A 16,044-nucleotide genomic window follows, 5' to 3' on the forward strand; every position below is an offset into this window, starting at 1 on the left:
CTCTGGCGGTCGTATTTATAGTCAGATGAAGATCACAGTGCCATGTCGTCCCTGTGGATCAAGGCAGCGCGACCTGGATAGCCCAGCAGTGCTTCGATTTCGGCGCTTTGGTGTCCCTTGATCTTCTGTGCCTCGTCGGCGGTATAGCGGCTGAGACCCAAGCCCAATTGCCGTCCGTCCGGTCCGGAGATCGACACCGGGTCGCCGCGCCCGAACGCGCCGATAACCGCATGAACACCGGCAGGCAAGAGACTGTTTCCATTGGATAATGCCCGCGCCGCACCGGCATCGAGCGTGACAGACCCCAGTGGTTTCATCGCCGCGATCCACCGCTTGCGCGCGGCTTGCGGGTCGAGCGTTGCGGTGAACCATGTGGCGTTGGCGCCATTTTCCAGAGCGGTCAGCGGGCGCAGCGCGGCGCCGTGGCAAATCGCCATGCGGCATCCCGCTGCAGTTGCCGTCTTGGCCGCCATCAGCTTGGTTTTCATGCCACCCTTGGACAGACCAGATCCGGCGTCCCCAGCCTGTGCCTCGATTTCGGGCGTGATTTGTTCAATCACGGCGTAGCGTTGCGCGGTCGGATCGGCGGTCGGGTTTGCGGAGTAAAAGCCATCCACATCAGACAAAAGCACCAATGTGTCCGCACCGATGGTTGCGGCGATCTGTGCCGCGAGGCGGTCATTGTCCCCAAAGCGGATTTCATCCGTAGCAATGGTGTCGTTTTCGTTGACGATGGGCACAACACCAAGCCCGACCAGCTGTTCCAACGTGGCGCGCGAATTGAGGTAACGCCGCCGATCGTGGCTGTCTTCCAGCGTCATCAGGACTTGGGCGGTCGTGATGGCGTGCGGAGCGAGCGCCTCTTCATACGCGCGCGCAAGCCGGATTTGGCCCACGGCTGCTGCAGCCTGGGATTGTTCCAGAGCTAGATCGGTCGCCGGCAGGCTCAGCACACCACGTCCCAGCGCAATCGAGCCGGAGGAGACAAGTACGACCTGAACTCCCTGCCCCTTGAGCCAGGCGACATCCCGCGCGAGGGCGGCAAGCCAGTCCGTGCGCAGCGCGCCTGTGGTCCGGTCGACCAATAGAGCCGAACCGATCTTGACCACCAGCCGTCGGGCTGTGGTCAGGGACGCCATGGTTCTGCCTCTTCGGCGGGTTTATGGCGCAGCCTGTCGTCGTCGATCTGGTTGCGCAGTGCGCGCAGCACGTCTGTAACACCTTCGCGGGCGACGCTGGACATGAGCATGACGGGACCGCCTGATGCCTGTTCCAAAGCATGGCGCGCTTCATCCCGTTGGTCTTCGTTCAGGGCATCAATCTTGTTCAGGACAGTGACGCGAGGTTTATCGGCCAGATCCCCGCCATAGGCTTCAAGCTCACCGATAATGGTCGCGTAATCGTCTGCGACCGTTTCGGATGTCCCGTCGACCAGGTGCAGCAAGACCGCGCACCGTTCGACATGGCCCAGGAACAAATCACCCAGGCCCCGCCCCTCTGACGCGCCTTCGATCAGGCCGGGGATGTCGGCCACGACGAATTCGGTGTTGTCGACGCCCACGACACCGAGGTTCGGGTGCAGCGTGGTGAAGGGATAGTCGGCGATCTTTGGCCGCGCATTCGATGTGGTGGCGAGGAACGTGGATTTGCCTGCATTGGGCAGCCCCAAGAGGCCCACATCCGCAATCAGCTTGAGGCGCAGCCAGAGCGTGCGCTCGACCCCCTCTTGCCCCGGATTGGCGCGGCGTGGCGCCTGGTTCGTGGCGGATTTGAAGTGCAGATTGCCCCAGCCGCCGTTGCCACCGCGCGCTAGCTCCACCGTATCACCCACATTCACCAGATCGGCGATCACCGTTTCCTGATCCTCATCAAGGATTTCTGTCCCCGCGGGGACACGCAGCACAATGTCGTCGCCGTCCTTGCCCGTCCGCTGCCGCCCCATGCCGGGCTGGCCGTTCTTGGCAAAGAAGTGCTGCTGATAGCGAAAGTCGATCAGCGTGTTAAGGCCGTCCACAGCCTCGGCAATGACAGAGCCGCCGCCGCCGCCGTCACCGCCGTCAGGGCCACCATATTCGATGTATTTTTCGCGCCGGAACGAGATGCACCCGTTTCCGCCTGCACCCGAGCGGATGTAGACCTTGGCCAGATCAAGAAATTTCATGGGGTGGGCTTAGTCCAGTTTTGAACGGATTGGAACGGGGATTGGGCGCGGAACCGGGGGCCAGCCCCCGGACCCCCGCGATATTTTTCGCAAGAGGAAGGATATACGACGACTTAGAGTTTGCGACTGTAGGTCCAGGTTGGCACCGTCGCATCGCGTGCCACCGAAAAACTTTCGGCGTCGCCCAGATATTCGAACCCGCAATGGGTCAGCACGCGGGCCGAAGCGGGATTGTCCTGAAACACGCTTGCAAACATCGTGGCGTGTGCCATCGGGTTTGCTTCAACCAGCGCCTGCACGGCGTCAGAGGCGAGGCCTGTGTTCCAGAATGGCGGTGCGACCCAATAGCCGACTTCCGACTGGTTGCGGTCCATCCGTGTCAGGGAAATGAGGCCCATGACCTCGGCCCCGCCGGATTTGTGACCGTCCATGGCCCAGACATCTTCGTCGCGTTCACCGGCCATCGCCCGCGTAACGAAAGCTTCGGTCGACCCTGGAGGAACAGGGTGCGGGATGGATGCTGTCATATACGCGACGCGCTTGTCGCTCGTGTACATCTCGATCAGACCCATGTCGGATTTGCGCAAAGGCCGCAGCACAAAGCGCTCGGTCTCGATCACATCCTGGGTCACGATAGTCTCCATCTCCATTGTCATGTTCCTCCTCCGAACAAAACAAACAGGACCGATGCGACGGTCAGCGCCGCAAGGCTGTACATCAGATAAGGTTCCGCCGGCGTCCCTGCGAGGGTGCGCGCAATGCGATCACCCGCAAGTGTCCAAAGCGGGTGCAAAACCAGCTGTGTGGCCAGCAGTATCCCGCCAATGGTTGCCGTGGCGTATACGGCGTCCGTGCCAGGGGCGACAAAGCCCGTGAAGCCCGCGATGATCATCGCCCATGCCTTGGGGTTCAACGGGTGCACGATCAGCCCGGCAAGAAAGCCCGGCGCTTTCGGTGCATGATTGGAGGGTCCGAGCCGCAGTTGCGACACTTTCCACGCCAGCCAGATGATATAGGCGGCAGAGACCCATTTAAGGGTTTCGAACACCCACGGCGCGCGGTCGGCAAGCTCCATCAGGCCAAAGCCCACGGGCCAGATGATGAACTGCTTGCCCACAGCAACGCCCGCCACAAAGGGCAGCGCCGCCTGGAACCCGTAGCGGGCACCGGTCGCCAGCAGCGCCATGTTGGCAGGACCGGGTGTGCCCACTTGGCTGGCCGCAAACACAGCGAAAGATGCGGCTGCAACGCTCATGTGAGCCGCACCAGATCGCGGTCGAGCAGGCCCATGATCAGATCATCGTGCCAGTCTGTGCCAATTAGAGCCGCCTCGCGCTCGCGGCCCTCGACCTTGAAGCCCACCTTTTCATAGGCCGCCGTCGCACGCGCGTTGAATTCGAGCACCCGGCAGCCGAGGCGGTGCAACCCCATCTGGTCAAAGGCATGAGTGGCGAGCACCTGCATCGCCTCGGTCCCGAACCCTTTACCCAGAGCGTTCGGATCCAAGATCCCGATGGCAATCTGCGCGCGCTTGTCGGCATGGTTGACCGTGTGCAAACGCACCGAGCCCAGCAGCGCGCCGGACGCTTCAATGATCCAACCATAGGGCTCCGCCTCTTGGGCCTGCACCCAGGCCTCCGCCGCCTCGCGCGTGATGTCACGCACCTGGCTGGGGTCGCCGCCGAACATCTTGATGATGTCCGGCGTGTTGCCCAGGGCGAAGCGGGCGTCGACGTCGGTCGGTTGCGTGCCACGTAGAAGAACGCGGGGGCCGCGCAGAACGGGTTTGGATGCGGTGGTCATCCCGGTGCCTCCCATGCCGATTTGGTGAGAACCATCTTTTGCAACACGTGGCAGTCACCGGTTGCGGGACACCGCGCTTGTTCCTGCGAGGTCCGCACGAAACCCAGCTTTTCCAGCACATGCCGCGACCGTCCGTTTTCGACGAAGTATCCGCTCTGCACCTCGTCATGGCCCTGCGCAAAGTGGCGGTCGATCATGGCACGGCAGGCCTCGGACGCATAACCGCGGCCCCAGTGGTTTTTGCCCAGCCAATATCCCAACTGTCCCTCGGTGCCGATACAACCGACCAGTTGTGTGCCGACACAGATGACAAAGGTGTTGCCGTTCCCGTTCTGCACGGCCGAGATAAACTCATACGCATCGGACAAGCCGTAAGGGTGCGGCGCGCGTGTCAGCCAGCGCGAGACGTCCAGATCACCCACAAGCGACGCGATCGCCGCCGCATCGGCCATCTCGGGGCGGCGCAGGGTCAGGCGTTCGGTTGTGATATGGTCTGTCATTGGACCGTCCTCGCTGGTTGCGGGGGGCGGAAACGAAGAAAGGGACCGACGTTTCCGCCGATCCCCCTGAATTTCGAAAAACCCGTTTTGGTTCGGCTTATTCAGCAGCCTCCGCGACCGGAAGCACCGAAATAAATGTACGACCTTTCAGACCCTTGTGGAATGTGACCGAACCTTCTTCGGTCGCAAAGATCGTGTGGTCCTTGCCCATGCCAACACCCTGGCCCGGCCAGAATTTGGTGCCGCGCTGACGGACAATGATGTTGCCGGGGATGGCCGCCTGGCCACCATAGAGCTTCACGCCAAGACGGCGGCCCGCGGAGTCGCGACCGTTACGGGATGAACCGCCTGCTTTTTTATGTGCCATGCGTCTCTCTCCTTAGCCTTTGGCCAGTTCTTTGGCCTGGTCGATCCAGCCTTCGCGCTCGATCCGGCCTTTGAACGACAGTTTCTCGTCCATAGCAGCAACGTCCTCTTCGGTCCATGCTGCAATCTGCGCGAACGTGGTCACACCCGCGTCGTGCAGTTTCTTCTCAAGCGCGGGGCCCACACCGGACAGTTGCTTCAGATCGTCGCCAGCTGCGTCCGCTTTGGGGGCGGCTTTCTTGGCTTCTTTCTTCGGCTCTGCCTTGGCTTCGGCTTTGGGTGCCTCGGCTTTCTTCTCGGCCTTTGCGGCAGCAGGTGCGGCGGCAATGCCAAAACCTGCGCCATTCTCGGCCGCCATCACGCCCGACTTGTCCGCGCCCGAGGCGAGGATGTCGGTGATCTTGACCAGCGTCAGATGCTGACGGTGACCCTTCGTGCGCTTCGACGAGTGCTTACGACGACGCTTGACGAAGTTGATCGTCTTGGGGCCCTTGATCTGTTCGATGACTTCGGCCTGCACGCCTGCGCCTGCAACAACGGGCGAGCCAACGACGGGGCTGTCACCACCGACCATCAGCACTTCGTTGAATTGAACCTTGTCACCTGCATTTGCGGCCAGCTTTTCAACGCGGAGCGTGTCGCCCGATTGAACTTTGTACTGCTTGCCGCCGGTTTTCATAACCGCGAACATTGCGTTCTTCCCTTGTCTGCCGCGTTCTGTGGCCCCAGTTGCCTGGTATTGTGGCATATGCCGCCTCGAACAGCGCGCCCTGCATGGAGCGTCATTTAGAAATAAAGCACCGCCGGAGAGACTCCAGCGGCGTGTGTGCGGGCGTTTTGGTGGAAGGGCCGAAGGATGTCAACGGCTAACTACGCGTTGGGCAAGAGATGACCCATGTCACAACTCGTTTTGCGGCAAGAGACGGCCCGCCGCCTGCCCAAGCGCGTATGACAGCGTGGTATAGCTCTGCCCAAAAGCCAGAAACAGCGCGTCATCAACCTTCGCGCCGACCTCGGTCTCCCAGAATGCCGTGTAGACCGCGATGTCGTCCTCGCTGAGTGCCGATTGCACCAACGCGTTGTAACCGCGCAGCCAGCTTTCGGTGTCAATCAGGACACGGGCACGCAGACGCTCCAGATCAGGTGCAGAACCCTGCACACCCGATACATCCGCCATGCCATCCAGAAATGCCGCCTGCGCCGCCACGGCCACATCTGTATTCCGTTCAATCAGGTTGCGAGTCAGCAGGTAGTCGGTGACAGCATCCCCCGATGCCGATTGCGCGGATTTGGCGGCTTCTTCCACACTGTCGTCCATGAACGCGCGCCGTGCTTCGACTTCAAGCGTGATGATGCGTTCGCCCAACGCACTGTCAAAGAACAGTAGCGCCTGTTCGGCGACGGCCGGATCCAGTTCTTCGGCCATCACAAACCTCAGTTCGGTTTCCATGCGTTGCGGGTCGTACAGGCGCGATACGGTTTCCGCCCAGACTGCACCGCCCTGCCCGTTCAGAAATGCCTCGTCGATTGACGCACCCGCATCGCGCCCCTCGGCCACAAACGCCTCGATCAGCTGCGGCACGCCCATGGCGTCAATCAACCGGTCAACATCCGCGAGCGCTGATTGGGCCAATAGTCCGAATGAGAGGGTCAGAGCAGCAAGGCGCATTTACAGTTCCTGGCTGGGCTGCAGCGACTGCATCGCCCGCGCAAGCGCTTCGAACCGGTTGGCCATGACCTCGTATTGCACGGCGTTCATCAGATCATAAACGTTGCGCATCTTGGGATGCTCCAACGCTTCGGTGTATGCGAGCACTTCTTCGTCCGAAAACGATTGGTATGTGTAGGCCGCACCGGTCAGCGCACTGGCGGCAATCTCCTCCTTCAACACATCTGTGTCACTGGACAGCAATTCGCGCAGATCGGGTTCTTCGAGTTGCAACTCGATCACGCCCGCACCGGCCGCAGCCAGAAGGAACCGCACCTGGATTTCCTGGATCGCCCGCACGCTGACCCCGGCTGTGTCCGATGCTTCGTTCATGCGTTTGAGATATTGAAGGCGCGGGCTGTCAAGCCGCTCAAGGCCCGCCACGATGGCCTCACCGCTTTCGTCCTTGAGAGTGTCGTCGTCTTTCATGTGGCTGGCATTTTCCGCCTCCACCAGGCGCTGCCCCAAGTCGGATGCGTAGAAGTCGGCCGCATGGGTCAGCATGTCGTCGTCGAGCGTCTTTTCGAGGATGTCGAGCGCCATGTCATGCATTGTCTCGGTTTTGAACACATCTGTTGTCAGCCGCGTCCATTCCGAGCCGAAATCCTCGGCCTGCATACCCAGCATCTGCGGTGCGGATTCCGCCGACAGCCGGATGCTTTCAAGGGCCACATCAAAGCCTGTCACTTCCAGGAAGTCCTGCAGCTTAGCCCGGTCAGCTGCCCAGGCCATCATCGGCATGGCCATCGTCAGGACGAGTGCGGTAAATCCCGCTCTTAGCGCGCGCATGGTCATCATCTCCTATCGGTCTGCTCGAGCGTCTCGGTCTTGCTAACAGGTTATGGCTTTTTGCGTGCGCGTCCATCAAATTTCCCGTGTGGGCCTGATCGCACAAAAACTGCCTTGCGCGTGCGCGCGCTTCCCTCTAATTGGGCGCACCAGACCCCCGCGGAGAGGTGCCGGAGTGGTCGAACGGGGCGGTCTCGAAAACCGTTGTGGGTGCAAGCCCACCCAGGGTTCGAATCCCTGTCTCTCCGCCACTATGCTGCCGCCGTCGGTATGGCGTTTGGCCAAAAATCATGATTTTTTAGTTGCTTACCGAGCTTCGACAATGTTGGACGTCTAAAAGCCAACATCGGTTTTGGCGTAGCTAGGCATTCCATAACTGAAGATGATCCACGGGGTTAAACCTGGACCGTCCGCTAAACGGCGTTGCGATAAACCCACCGAAGCATTTGTTCGGCACGTCAAAAGCGAGGCCATCGCAGCCCAGCATGAATGTCCCACTTTACGTGACAACATTGCGTTTTGGATAAAAGCGTACCAACTCAGATCACACATGGTACCGGAGTGAAGTCCACATTCAGGCTGTCGCGTTCAGCCCAACTCTTGAATTCTTCCGTACACAGCACAACCCTAGGTTTGCGTTCATCAATGCCGATATGGACGTCGTCCGGCATGGGTCGGGTTATGACGTAGTCCATGAGTTTGAATTTCTTGAAACGCGGCCACAAGTGCATGGGAGTTTTCTCGTCATCTATGGCGTCGAGCTTCGGAAACCGCGCGGCATAGAATGCCCGAGTGCCACCCGGCATCGCGGGAGCGACGTCCTGCCCATTGCGGATGACGCGGACCTTGACGAAATCAGGCTGCCGCATGGGGTATAGTCGCATGGCTGCAACGAACCGATCTGTGACCAGCGTGGTGTCAGCGTTCGGGATCCAGTCACGAAGTGCCAATTCAGTTGGATCCACGTCGTCAGCAATGTAGGGCCCCAGATAGATATCACCTCGGCTTTCGGCCTCGTAGTACGCATCAAGGTCTTCGGCGTAGATGGTGTCGATTGGTTTGAGGCTTGGGCCTTCGATGAGGCTGTAATACTTTGCAGTGTTCGGATTGGTAGCGGCCTGGGACCTAGTCATAGGGCGATGTCGGGTATCGGGATTTGGACGCGATCCAGCCACGCTCGCCGAAAAGCTCGCCCGCGAGGCCGTCTGAGAGACCCGCGATCTCATGGTTTTGGTCGTCCAGTTTGACTTCAACAACGAGCCCGTGTTCGAACTCTGCGTCTTGGATCGCAACCAAGAGGTTGAACACAGTATGATCGACAATACCGGTCAAAAGCTCTGGCGAGAGGTCGTTCTGGCGCAGCAGGCTGCCTAAGCCGCTGACGTTTGATCCGTCCTGCGCATGGTCTTGCAGGATATCCCCAAGCGCTGCGTCGCGCACGTGCGCGATGAGGGTGCCAAATCTGTCGAGGGCTTCACTTTCGGACATGGGACTGCCAATTCAGATCGCGCATGGGACCGGAGTGAAGCCGACCATCAAGCGGTCGCGTTCGGCCCAGGATTTAAAGTCTTCTGTGCACAGCACCACGCCTGGTTGGCGCTGGTCAATGCCGATATGAACGTTGTCGGGCATGGGTCGGGTGATGACGTAGTCCATGAATTTGAATTTCTTGAACCGGGGCCAGAAATGCATCGGCGTTTTGTCGGCGTCAATCACGTCAAGCTTCGGAAACCGCGCGGCATGGAACGCCTTGGTCGAATTGGGCATCAGCCGGGCAAGGTCTTTGCCGTTGCGGGTCACAAGGACCTCGACAAAATCTGGCTGCTGCATGGCATAGGATTGCATCGCTGTGACAAAGCGGTCCGTCATAAGCATTTCGTCGGCATTAGGTATCCAGTCACGCAACGCCAGTTTTTTGGGGTCCACGTCGTCGGCAATGTAAGGTCCACGGTAGATATCACCGGTGTTGCGCGCGTCGTAGTAAGCGTCGAGGTCTTCGCTATAGAGGTTATCGACGGGTCTGAGGTTTGGGCTTTCGATCAGGCTGTAATATTGCATGGCTTCGGTCTTGTTCCTTTGCGAAGGGCATAATCCGCGGAGGAGACCCTCAGCGACAATTTGCAATTTGAATAGCTCCTGTTTGCAGCATGGTGCGATGGGCAAGGACAAAGGATCGAACAGCAAGCCTTTTGCACGTGGTGCTCATGTTAGATGTGCGCTGATCCAGTTGTCTCAATTGAGCGTCCATGTAGGCATTATATGCACTGTGGCCGTTGAAGCCTCTGTGTTGTGCCGCGGTTCTCGGCGCCAACGCGCCGCCACCAGATACCGATGCACAGGTTCTGGGCAAGTACATTAGGTTAAGCTGCGAATCGATGTCGAAGCCTACACTTCGCAAAAGGGGCCTGGTTCGGAGGTGAAAGGGAATGATGTGATGTCTTTCGAAGCCAGCGCGCGGTGGCATCGAGGCTGGAAAATTTCTTTGCAGCCCTAGCGGATCAATCCAGTGTAGCGGATTGCTGACGTAGCCATGCGCGCGCGTGCCGGCGGACGCACCGAGTGGATCTATGGACAGATACTGCCCGACATTCGGGTCATAATACCGGAAGCGGTTGTAGTGAAGCCCGCTTTCCGCGTCATGCCATTGGCCGGGGAAGCGGATCGGGCAAAGGGTGGGATCACCCCATTGACCCCTTTCCTTCCCCCAGAGGCGGTAGGTGGCCGACCACAGGATAGCGCCTGAGCCATCCACGATCTCGCGCGGGGTGCCGAGGTGGTCGGTTATGACGTGGCCAAGCGTCTCGCCGTCGCGAAGAAGCGGGCGGTGGCTGCGCGGCTCAAAGTGCCAGTGGACAGCGGCGATCCCATCCGTCGCTTCAATGGCGATGACATCGCCGTCCCAGAGGAATTGTGTGCGCGTACTGGCCGAGCGTTTCTCGATGCGCCGCCCGAACGGGTCATAAGTGTAGTCCCAACGCTCGCCTTCCGGCGTGATGCACGCGACCAGCCGATCCATCACATCCCAATGGTAGGTCCAGGTCTGGGGCCGAAATCCGTCCCGTTGCACGCGGCGTTCGGTCACGCGCCCGCAGGTGTCGTAAGACAGGGTGATGCGCTCGCCCCCCAGCCCTGTGGCTTCGTGCACACGGCCGCCCGGCGCGGTGCGCCAATACGACAGCGGCTGGTCCAGCGGCATCTGTGGTTGTGCGATATCGGCGGCTTCGACATCCTGCGTGCGCTTATAGGTGAAGCGTTCGACCTCAATGGTCTCGGACGGGAAGCCCGGCACATCACTGGGCACGGGCGTGGCAAGGCGCATTCCGCTCCCGGCGGGCACGCCATGGCGCGCTTGGGTGATCTGGGCGTTCGCATCGGACTGATACTCGGTAGCGCCCCAGAGATCGTCGGTGATGTGCGTAGGCGTATCGCGCCGGTCCCAAGCATAGCTGCGGGTAAAGCCATCGGGGCCATAGGCCAGCTGGCGGATCAGTTGCCCGGCGCTGTCAAACTCCTGCAACAGTTCGAACGCCCCTGCCCCGCGCATGGCGATGGGGCGCCCCAGCGGATCACGGTCAATGGTGAGCGTATCCGTCCCATTGAGGCAAAGCCCCGTCAGAAAGCCGGAGGGTCCATAGCTGTATTCGGTCAGATGTGTCCCGATGCGCCGTTCGGTGACATTGCCGCAGCAATCGAAGGCGCGTTCAATCCGCTGGCCGTTCTGGACCTCGGCAATCTGATTGCCCACAGCATCATATTCCAGTTCGATCACCGCGTCGGCCCCGGTGGCCCGCGTGATCAGGCCACGGCTGTCATAGTCAAACCGATCTTCGACCTGGACCGTGCCGTCTGGCGCGACACCGATGCGGGCGATCAGTTGATCTGCTGCGTCCCATTCAAAGCGCATGGTTCGTCCATCGGGGAAATGCAGCGCAATGGGCCTGTCCGCGTCATCAAAGTCGTGACGCAGTTCCAGGCCGGCGAAGTCCACCTCACGGATGATTCGGCCCGCGGCGTCCCGTTCAAAATGCCAAACCTCGCCCGCCTGGTTTGTAACCTCGCTGAGTGCAAGTTGGTCGTCATAAGTGAACCGTAGGCTGCCTCCGCGCGGGTCGACCATCTCGATCAAATTATCAAATGCGTCGTGCACGAGGCGGGTAACGGCCCCTTCTGCGTCGCTCATTTCAACGATACGGCCATGCGCCTGACCGCGCAGCTCGGTTCTCGCGCCATCGGCACGGATCACGCGCGCGGCAGTCCAGAAATCGAGGCCCGGCTGATCCTCGTATTCGAAGCGGATCGTGGCCCCCAACTCATCGGTGGTCGAGGTGATGCGCCCCCAGGTGTCGCGTATGAATGTCGTCTCTGCACCGTTGAAATCGACCTCAGAAATCAGCCGGTGTCGATCATCGTAGCTGTAGGTCCGGATCATCCCGTCATGTCGGCATTCCCCGACGACAAGACCCCGGTCCGATACCTTGAGATCAGTGATATGTCCAAGCGGATCACGAACCGACACGAGGTTTCCGCGCTCGTCGTATTCATATTCCCATGTCGCGCCGGACGGGTCGATAACCCGGTCAATCTGCCCGTCAGCGGACCAGCCGTAATAGGTGATCCGGTCTAGCGGATCGCGGGTGGATTTCACATTGCCGTCGGCGTCATAGAGAAATCGTGTTCGGTGACCGAGGGGGTCGATGGTTGCGCTGACAAGGCCCTCTGCGTCTTCCTCAAAACGGGTCAGATGGCCAAGAGCATTTTCCTCGGCGGTGATGTTGTCGTTGTCGTTGTAATGATAGGTTTGCGCGCGTGCTTGATCGCCGCCGGGCAAATACACGGTTTTGCGCGCATCGCTGTCATAGGCGACGCGGTCACCGTGATAAGGGCCCGACGTGTCGCTGCCCAGGCGGCGGCCCTGATCGTCAAGCGTATAGGTCGCGTCATAGACCTCGTTGCGTTGCAGACCGATGATCCGGTTGCGTTCGTCGTAGCGGAATCGGTGGTGTTCCCCATAAATGGCGCGCGCTTCCAGCATGTTGCCGTGTTCATCGTAGCGCCATTCCAGCACACGCTTGCTCTGCCCGTCCGGTGCGACAAGTTCGGCAGACGTGCGTAACGCACCGTCGTAGCCGAAGACCACGGTAAGGCCTTCGGGTGTCGTGATCCGGTACAACTGACCGTCCGGGCCGCGCTTGAAATCCAGGGTGTTGTCATTGGCATTGTAGATGCGGCTGATCCGCCAGATGCCATCGGCCCCTTTGTCAAAGTGATGAAACAGCAGTCCATCGCGTAGGATCAACGCCCGCGCCTTGCCCTGCATCAGCTTCAATGGCCGGGTTGTGCTGCCGTCGACCCAGCCTTCGGGGATCGGCGTCGGCGCAGGAAATGACACGACATAGCCGTCATCATCCAGCAGGTCGAACCCGCCCCTGAGGTTTCGTTTGATCACGGCGTCGTAAGGCGCCATGCGGTTTGTCCCATGGGGCGAGACGTGGTCGATGTCGGACCAATAGATCGAGTGTAGCGACAGCTCGATCAGGCCGGGTATGACGAAGAAGGGATCTTCGTGATTGCCGACGCCAGTGGGCAGCATAAACGGGTTCGACGCCCGGCGACAATTGCGCCGGTCCCGCGTGCGGTTGCGGCGCCCGTTCACGCGGGCCGTCCGGCGCCCCCGCGACAACGCACGCGGCGCGTTGCGAAGTCCAGCCCGCAGCCCCCGTTCGGCAATTTCGCGCGTGGCGCGCCGCATAAGAATGCCGCGCGGATCCCATTGCAGGATACGATCCAGCGGATTCAAAATGTTGTAAAAGAACCAGTGATCGTCTTCGACGCGTTCGATCAACTGTTCGTTGAACTCAGTATACGTCTCCATCTGCTGGTTAAAAATGGCCGCATGATCCGGGTTGGTCGGATCCATCTGCATCTGCTCGGCCCATTGATTGAAATCGCGGATTTCCCACTGCCCGGTTCCGCTTTCGTATGGATTGAAGGCACCTCCGAATTCTGCATCAATCACCGAAAGGTCGATACGCGCCTCGGCCAGGTCAGCCTCGATCATCTGACGCATCAACGGGTCGGTCTCGGCCGCAAGCTCGGCCTCCATTGCCTCGATCTCGTCTTCGAGGGCTTCCTTTTCATCTTCCCAGCGCTGCTGATAGTCGTCGAAGGCCGTAATCCAGTCGGCCAGCATCTCTGGCCCCCCTGCCCCTACGGCGGTGCGCCCATTGGCATTGGCGTCATACCCGCTGGTATCGGTGCCGTCGGAACTGGAGGTCACGTCCTGGGATTGGGAGGGGTCGAAATCCTGCATGGCTGCTTAAAAATGCCCAACCGAGCTGCTGGATTTAGACCGCCTGCCCTCCTGCGGCTGCGGGTCGGGATGGTTGATCCATGCGGGATCGGCATCACGAACAAGCGCAAAGCCTTCGGAGAAAACGGTTGAGGCTGCGGTGCGAGCATGCGCGAAGCCCTTGTAGCCCGCAACCTTCGCACCTTTCTTGGTCCCCGGTTCATGCCCGGTGACCGACCGTGTGCGGGAATTCAGCTGAAAATCGGGGTTCGAGTTGTCCCGCACCGAATGCGACACACGGATGCTGCCCGCCAACGTCACCATCGAGGTGTAGGCCACGGGAACGACCCTTTTGCCAATGGGCGTCATGCAGACGTCCGGGCCGGTTGTGTGCATGATGTTGCTGCCGTCTTTGCGGGCAGAAATCGGGTGGCTCATCCAGCAGCCTCCTCTGAGTCATCAATGGGTTGGGGGTCTAGCAAGGCAGGATCGCAGGACACGTCGCAGGGGTGATATCGGCGTGGCGAGATGTCGGCGCTGTCGTAGGGACGGTAGATTTCCAGCCGCTCGACGCGATCCATTGGAAAGACGGCGCGCAGCACCAAAAAGGCGCGCGGATCATCCGCCGCCTCGGAACCGACATCCAGGAACACACTGTCCAGAACCAGCTCCAGATCTTCGTCGGTGCCGTCGGAATAGGCGGCAAAAAGGCTGAGACTGGGATAGTCGATCTGAAAACGCCACTCGGCCCGGGTCGGGTGGAGATGCGTGAGCGTCACATCAAGCGGCGCTTGCAGGAAGCGAGTGCTGCGCAGATCGGGATGGGCGGAATTGTGATAGGCAAAATCGTAATCCGGCGCCCAGTTCGGCCAGATGTTGTCGAGCCAGTTCTGATCATAGGTTCCGCCAAGCGGTCGGCGCGGCAACCAGGCCGGCGGGATCGGGCCAAAGCCCGCTGGCTCGGGAGCGTCCGTTACGGTTTCATAGCGTTGGCCCGCGGCCAGGATTTGCGGCGCAGGCACCGCGGACGGGGTTTCATCCTCGACAAAGGCTTCGGGAACGCGGCCGCAGCCGATGGGATTGCGTTCGTCATAGTCTTCATCCAGCGCCCCATCCGTATTGCGGATCACCTTGGGTCCGCCAAAGGCGTGCTCGTACCGGATCGGCACGGCATCGACATCCTCGGGGTCAGTCAGCTGCCAATCGGTCACGCGCGTCGTCCGGGGCAGAAAACGCGGTGTCCAGCTGCGCGGCCCAAAAATGTCCAGCGCTGCGTTGACCTGCTGATCTGCAGCATCCTCGACCCTGACCGATGCGGTCCATTGGTGCGCCTGCCCACCGGGTGCGTACGCCACTGCATCCAGAAGGACATCGGTCGTCGGTTTGTACGGCACCAGGTCACTGGGATAGCGCAAAGACGTCTCGTTCAGCGCACCGGTGTATTCGTCGGTCAGGACCAGCGGCTCCTGCTCATCGGAGATGGCGCAGGTGCCACTTTCGGGGACGTCAAAGGCCAGTTTGACCATGACCACGCCGAATTCCCGACCGTCCGCATCAAGGTTCGAAAAGCGAAGATTTGCGAAAGGCGTGCGATTGATAAGGTCAATGGCCATGTCAGTTCAGGTCGATAACCTTGCCGATCTGCTGGAAAGATCCCTCGGCCTCGAAATGGAAGGTGACGCCGGTAATGATCACTGTGCCGTCGGATTTCATGATCATTTTGGACTTGCCGACTTCGATCACGTATTCCTCGCCTACGATGAGTTTCTTGGACTTGCCGACATTTTCAATTGCGGTCTGGCCGATATTGGTCACTTTGCTAACGCCGATCTGCTCGGCCCGGGCCACACCAACCGTGTCGGATTGGAACGTGCCAACAATGGTATTCTTGACGCCGGGCATCGGGAACAGTCCTGCTGCTGCCGATCCAACGCCGCTACCCGCATCGCCAAGCGCACGCCCCGCATCAGGCCGATTGCTGGCGCCGCCCACAACGCCGGACCGGCTCATCAGACCGCCCGGCCCAAAAAACCCAAGCGCCGAAGATGCCAGCGTTCCCGCAAAGGCCGACAACGCCGGGCTTCCCGCTCCGGCGATTTCGCCGGCCTCTTGCAGGAAGCCTGCGGTGTTCTGTGCCAGCCCTCCCACACCCGCCATGAGCGCGAAGGCGGACACGCCTGTGCCTCCGACCACGGTGTTCATCGAGCCGCCGATTTCGTGTTTCTGGTTGCCACCAACCTCGACCGCGCGGTTTGATCCGATGGCCGCGACCTCGTGGCGGTCGATCCGTTTCGTGCGGTCGTTCAGCACCCGGGTCGTCTGATCTTTCTGGGCATGGAAGAACATGTTTTCGATCCCACGCTCATCCTCGAAGGTGATCTCGTTGAAGCCCTGGCCCTTATGGGACTGGCTGCGCATGACCGACTTT

At 60.3% G+C, this 16,044-nt stretch carries 16 protein-coding genes, 1 tRNA gene and 1 pseudogene; 1 reads left to right on the top strand and 17 read right to left on the bottom strand.

Annotated features, from left to right (window positions below; translation table 11 throughout):
- Positions 1–32 precede the first annotated feature (32 nt).
- The 10 genes from proB to FD715_RS03270 all read right to left on the bottom strand — a co-directional run bounded on the left by proB (position 33) and on the right by FD715_RS03270 (position 7,327).
- The gene (proB, locus tag FD715_RS03225; protein ID WP_147105044.1) at positions 33–1,139 is read right to left on the bottom strand and encodes a glutamate 5-kinase; all 1,107 of its coding nucleotides are present in this window, start codon (positions 1,137–1,139) and stop codon (positions 33–35) included.
- Positions 1,127–2,161: a GTPase ObgE gene (gene obgE, locus FD715_RS03230; RefSeq protein WP_147105047.1), complete on the bottom strand. Its 1,035-nt coding sequence runs from the start codon at positions 2,159–2,161 to the stop codon at positions 1,127–1,129. Before obgE ends, proB begins: the two co-directional genes overlap by 13 nt.
- 113 nt (positions 2,162–2,274) lie before the next feature.
- Entirely contained in the window at positions 2,275–2,811 is a 537-nt protein-coding gene (locus tag FD715_RS03235; RefSeq protein ID WP_147105227.1) for a GNAT family N-acetyltransferase, read from the bottom strand.
- A 2-nt stretch (positions 2,812–2,813) separates the two neighbouring features.
- Entirely contained in the window at positions 2,814–3,416 is a 603-nt protein-coding gene (locus tag FD715_RS03240) for a LysE family translocator (RefSeq protein ID WP_147105050.1), read from the bottom strand.
- Entirely contained in the window at positions 3,413–3,964 is a 552-nt protein-coding gene (locus FD715_RS03245) for a GNAT family N-acetyltransferase (RefSeq protein ID WP_147105053.1), read from the bottom strand. Before FD715_RS03245 ends, FD715_RS03240 begins: the two co-directional genes overlap by 4 nt.
- Positions 3,961–4,464, bottom strand: a complete 504-nt coding sequence (locus FD715_RS03250; protein WP_147105056.1) for a GNAT family N-acetyltransferase — start codon at positions 4,462–4,464, stop codon at positions 3,961–3,963. The genes FD715_RS03245 and FD715_RS03250 overlap by 4 nt, the downstream gene beginning before the upstream one ends.
- A gap of 97 nt (positions 4,465–4,561) precedes the next feature.
- Positions 4,562–4,831 carry a 50S ribosomal protein L27 gene (rpmA, locus tag FD715_RS03255; protein ID WP_039686907.1) on the bottom strand — a complete coding sequence of 90 codons (270 nt, stop codon included), beginning with the start codon at positions 4,829–4,831 and terminating at the stop codon, positions 4,562–4,564.
- A gap of 12 nt (positions 4,832–4,843) precedes the next feature.
- On the bottom strand, positions 4,844–5,521 hold the full coding sequence (locus FD715_RS03260) for a 50S ribosomal protein L21 (protein ID WP_147105059.1): 678 nt from the start codon (positions 5,519–5,521) through the stop codon (positions 4,844–4,846).
- A gap of 207 nt (positions 5,522–5,728) precedes the next feature.
- Complete coding sequence (locus tag FD715_RS03265; protein ID WP_147105062.1) at positions 5,729–6,499, bottom strand: DUF2059 domain-containing protein; 771 nt, start codon at positions 6,497–6,499, stop codon at positions 5,729–5,731.
- Positions 6,500–7,327 carry a DUF2059 domain-containing protein gene (locus tag FD715_RS03270; RefSeq protein ID WP_370455330.1) on the bottom strand — a complete coding sequence of 276 codons (828 nt, stop codon included), beginning with the start codon at positions 7,325–7,327 and terminating at the stop codon, positions 6,500–6,502. It abuts the gene before it with no gap.
- 161 nt (positions 7,328–7,488) lie between these two features.
- Here FD715_RS03270 and FD715_RS03275 point away from each other — a divergent pair.
- Positions 7,489–7,578: transfer RNA gene (locus FD715_RS03275), tRNA-Ser, on the top strand.
- A gap of 288 nt (positions 7,579–7,866) precedes the next feature.
- Here FD715_RS03275 and FD715_RS03280 read toward each other — a convergent pair.
- The 7 genes and pseudogenes from FD715_RS03280 to FD715_RS03310 all read right to left on the bottom strand — a co-directional run.
- Positions 7,867–8,460: a hypothetical protein gene (locus FD715_RS03280; protein WP_147105067.1), complete on the bottom strand. Its 594-nt coding sequence runs from the start codon at positions 8,458–8,460 to the stop codon at positions 7,867–7,869.
- On the bottom strand, positions 8,453–8,815 hold the full coding sequence (locus FD715_RS03285; RefSeq protein ID WP_147105071.1) for a hypothetical protein: 363 nt from the start codon (positions 8,813–8,815) through the stop codon (positions 8,453–8,455). Before FD715_RS03285 ends, FD715_RS03280 begins: the two co-directional genes overlap by 8 nt.
- A gap of 12 nt (positions 8,816–8,827) precedes the next feature.
- Positions 8,828–9,385, bottom strand: a complete 558-nt coding sequence (locus FD715_RS03290) for a hypothetical protein (RefSeq protein WP_147105074.1) — start codon at positions 9,383–9,385, stop codon at positions 8,828–8,830.
- A gap of 49 nt (positions 9,386–9,434) precedes the next feature.
- Positions 9,435–13,637 (bottom strand): RHS repeat-associated core domain-containing protein, encoded by a 4,203-nt coding sequence (locus FD715_RS03295; protein ID WP_147105077.1) that lies wholly within the window; start codon positions 13,635–13,637, stop codon positions 9,435–9,437.
- A gap of 6 nt (positions 13,638–13,643) precedes the next feature.
- Complete coding sequence (locus FD715_RS03300; RefSeq protein WP_147105079.1) at positions 13,644–14,054, bottom strand: PAAR-like domain-containing protein; 411 nt, start codon at positions 14,052–14,054, stop codon at positions 13,644–13,646.
- Complete coding sequence (locus tag FD715_RS03305) at positions 14,051–15,229, bottom strand: DUF2169 domain-containing protein (RefSeq protein WP_147105082.1); 1,179 nt, start codon at positions 15,227–15,229, stop codon at positions 14,051–14,053. The genes FD715_RS03300 and FD715_RS03305 overlap by 4 nt, the downstream gene beginning before the upstream one ends.
- A 1-nt stretch (position 15,230) precedes the next feature.
- A pseudogene (locus FD715_RS03310) lies at positions 15,231–16,044 on the bottom strand (type VI secretion system tip protein VgrG); the annotation flags it as partial.

Origin of the sequence: Tateyamaria sp. syn59 (assembly GCF_007995245.1) — a bacterium.
GTDB lineage: Bacteria > Pseudomonadota > Alphaproteobacteria > Rhodobacterales > Rhodobacteraceae > Tateyamaria.

Excerpts from the sequence above, each read along its gene's own strand:
- FD715_RS03305 (WP_147105082.1), bottom strand. The coding sequence starts at position 15,229 with ATGGCCATTGACCTTATCAATCGCACGCCTTTCGCAAATCTTCGCTTT.
- FD715_RS03245 (WP_147105053.1), bottom strand. The coding sequence starts at position 3,964 with ATGACCACCGCATCCAAACCCGTTCTGCGCGGCCCCCGCGTTCTTCTA.
- FD715_RS03240 (WP_147105050.1), bottom strand. The coding sequence starts at position 3,416 with ATGAGCGTTGCAGCCGCATCTTTCGCTGTGTTTGCGGCCAGCCAAGTG.
- FD715_RS03260 (WP_147105059.1), bottom strand. The coding sequence starts at position 5,521 with ATGTTCGCGGTTATGAAAACCGGCGGCAAGCAGTACAAAGTTCAATCG.
- FD715_RS03300 (WP_147105079.1), bottom strand. The coding sequence starts at position 14,054 with ATGAGCCACCCGATTTCTGCCCGCAAAGACGGCAGCAACATCATGCAC.
- FD715_RS03295 (WP_147105077.1), bottom strand. The coding sequence starts at position 13,637 with ATGCAGGATTTCGACCCCTCCCAATCCCAGGACGTGACCTCCAGTTCC.
- FD715_RS03265 (WP_147105062.1), bottom strand. The coding sequence starts at position 6,499 with ATGCGCCTTGCTGCTCTGACCCTCTCATTCGGACTATTGGCCCAATCA.
- rpmA (WP_039686907.1), bottom strand. The coding sequence starts at position 4,831 with ATGGCACATAAAAAAGCAGGCGGTTCATCCCGTAACGGTCGCGACTCC.
- FD715_RS03250 (WP_147105056.1), bottom strand. The coding sequence starts at position 4,464 with ATGACAGACCATATCACAACCGAACGCCTGACCCTGCGCCGCCCCGAG.
- proB (WP_147105044.1), bottom strand. The coding sequence starts at position 1,139 with ATGGCGTCCCTGACCACAGCCCGACGGCTGGTGGTCAAGATCGGTTCG.
- FD715_RS03280 (WP_147105067.1), bottom strand. The coding sequence starts at position 8,460 with ATGACTAGGTCCCAGGCCGCTACCAATCCGAACACTGCAAAGTATTAC.
- FD715_RS03270 (WP_370455330.1), bottom strand. The coding sequence starts at position 7,327 with ATGCGCGCGCTAAGAGCGGGATTTACCGCACTCGTCCTGACGATGGCC.
- obgE (WP_147105047.1), bottom strand. The coding sequence starts at position 2,161 with ATGAAATTTCTTGATCTGGCCAAGGTCTACATCCGCTCGGGTGCAGGC.
- FD715_RS03235 (WP_147105227.1), bottom strand. The coding sequence starts at position 2,811 with ATGGAGATGGAGACTATCGTGACCCAGGATGTGATCGAGACCGAGCGC.
- FD715_RS03290 (WP_147105074.1), bottom strand. The coding sequence starts at position 9,385 with ATGCAATATTACAGCCTGATCGAAAGCCCAAACCTCAGACCCGTCGAT.
- FD715_RS03285 (WP_147105071.1), bottom strand. The coding sequence starts at position 8,815 with ATGTCCGAAAGTGAAGCCCTCGACAGATTTGGCACCCTCATCGCGCAC.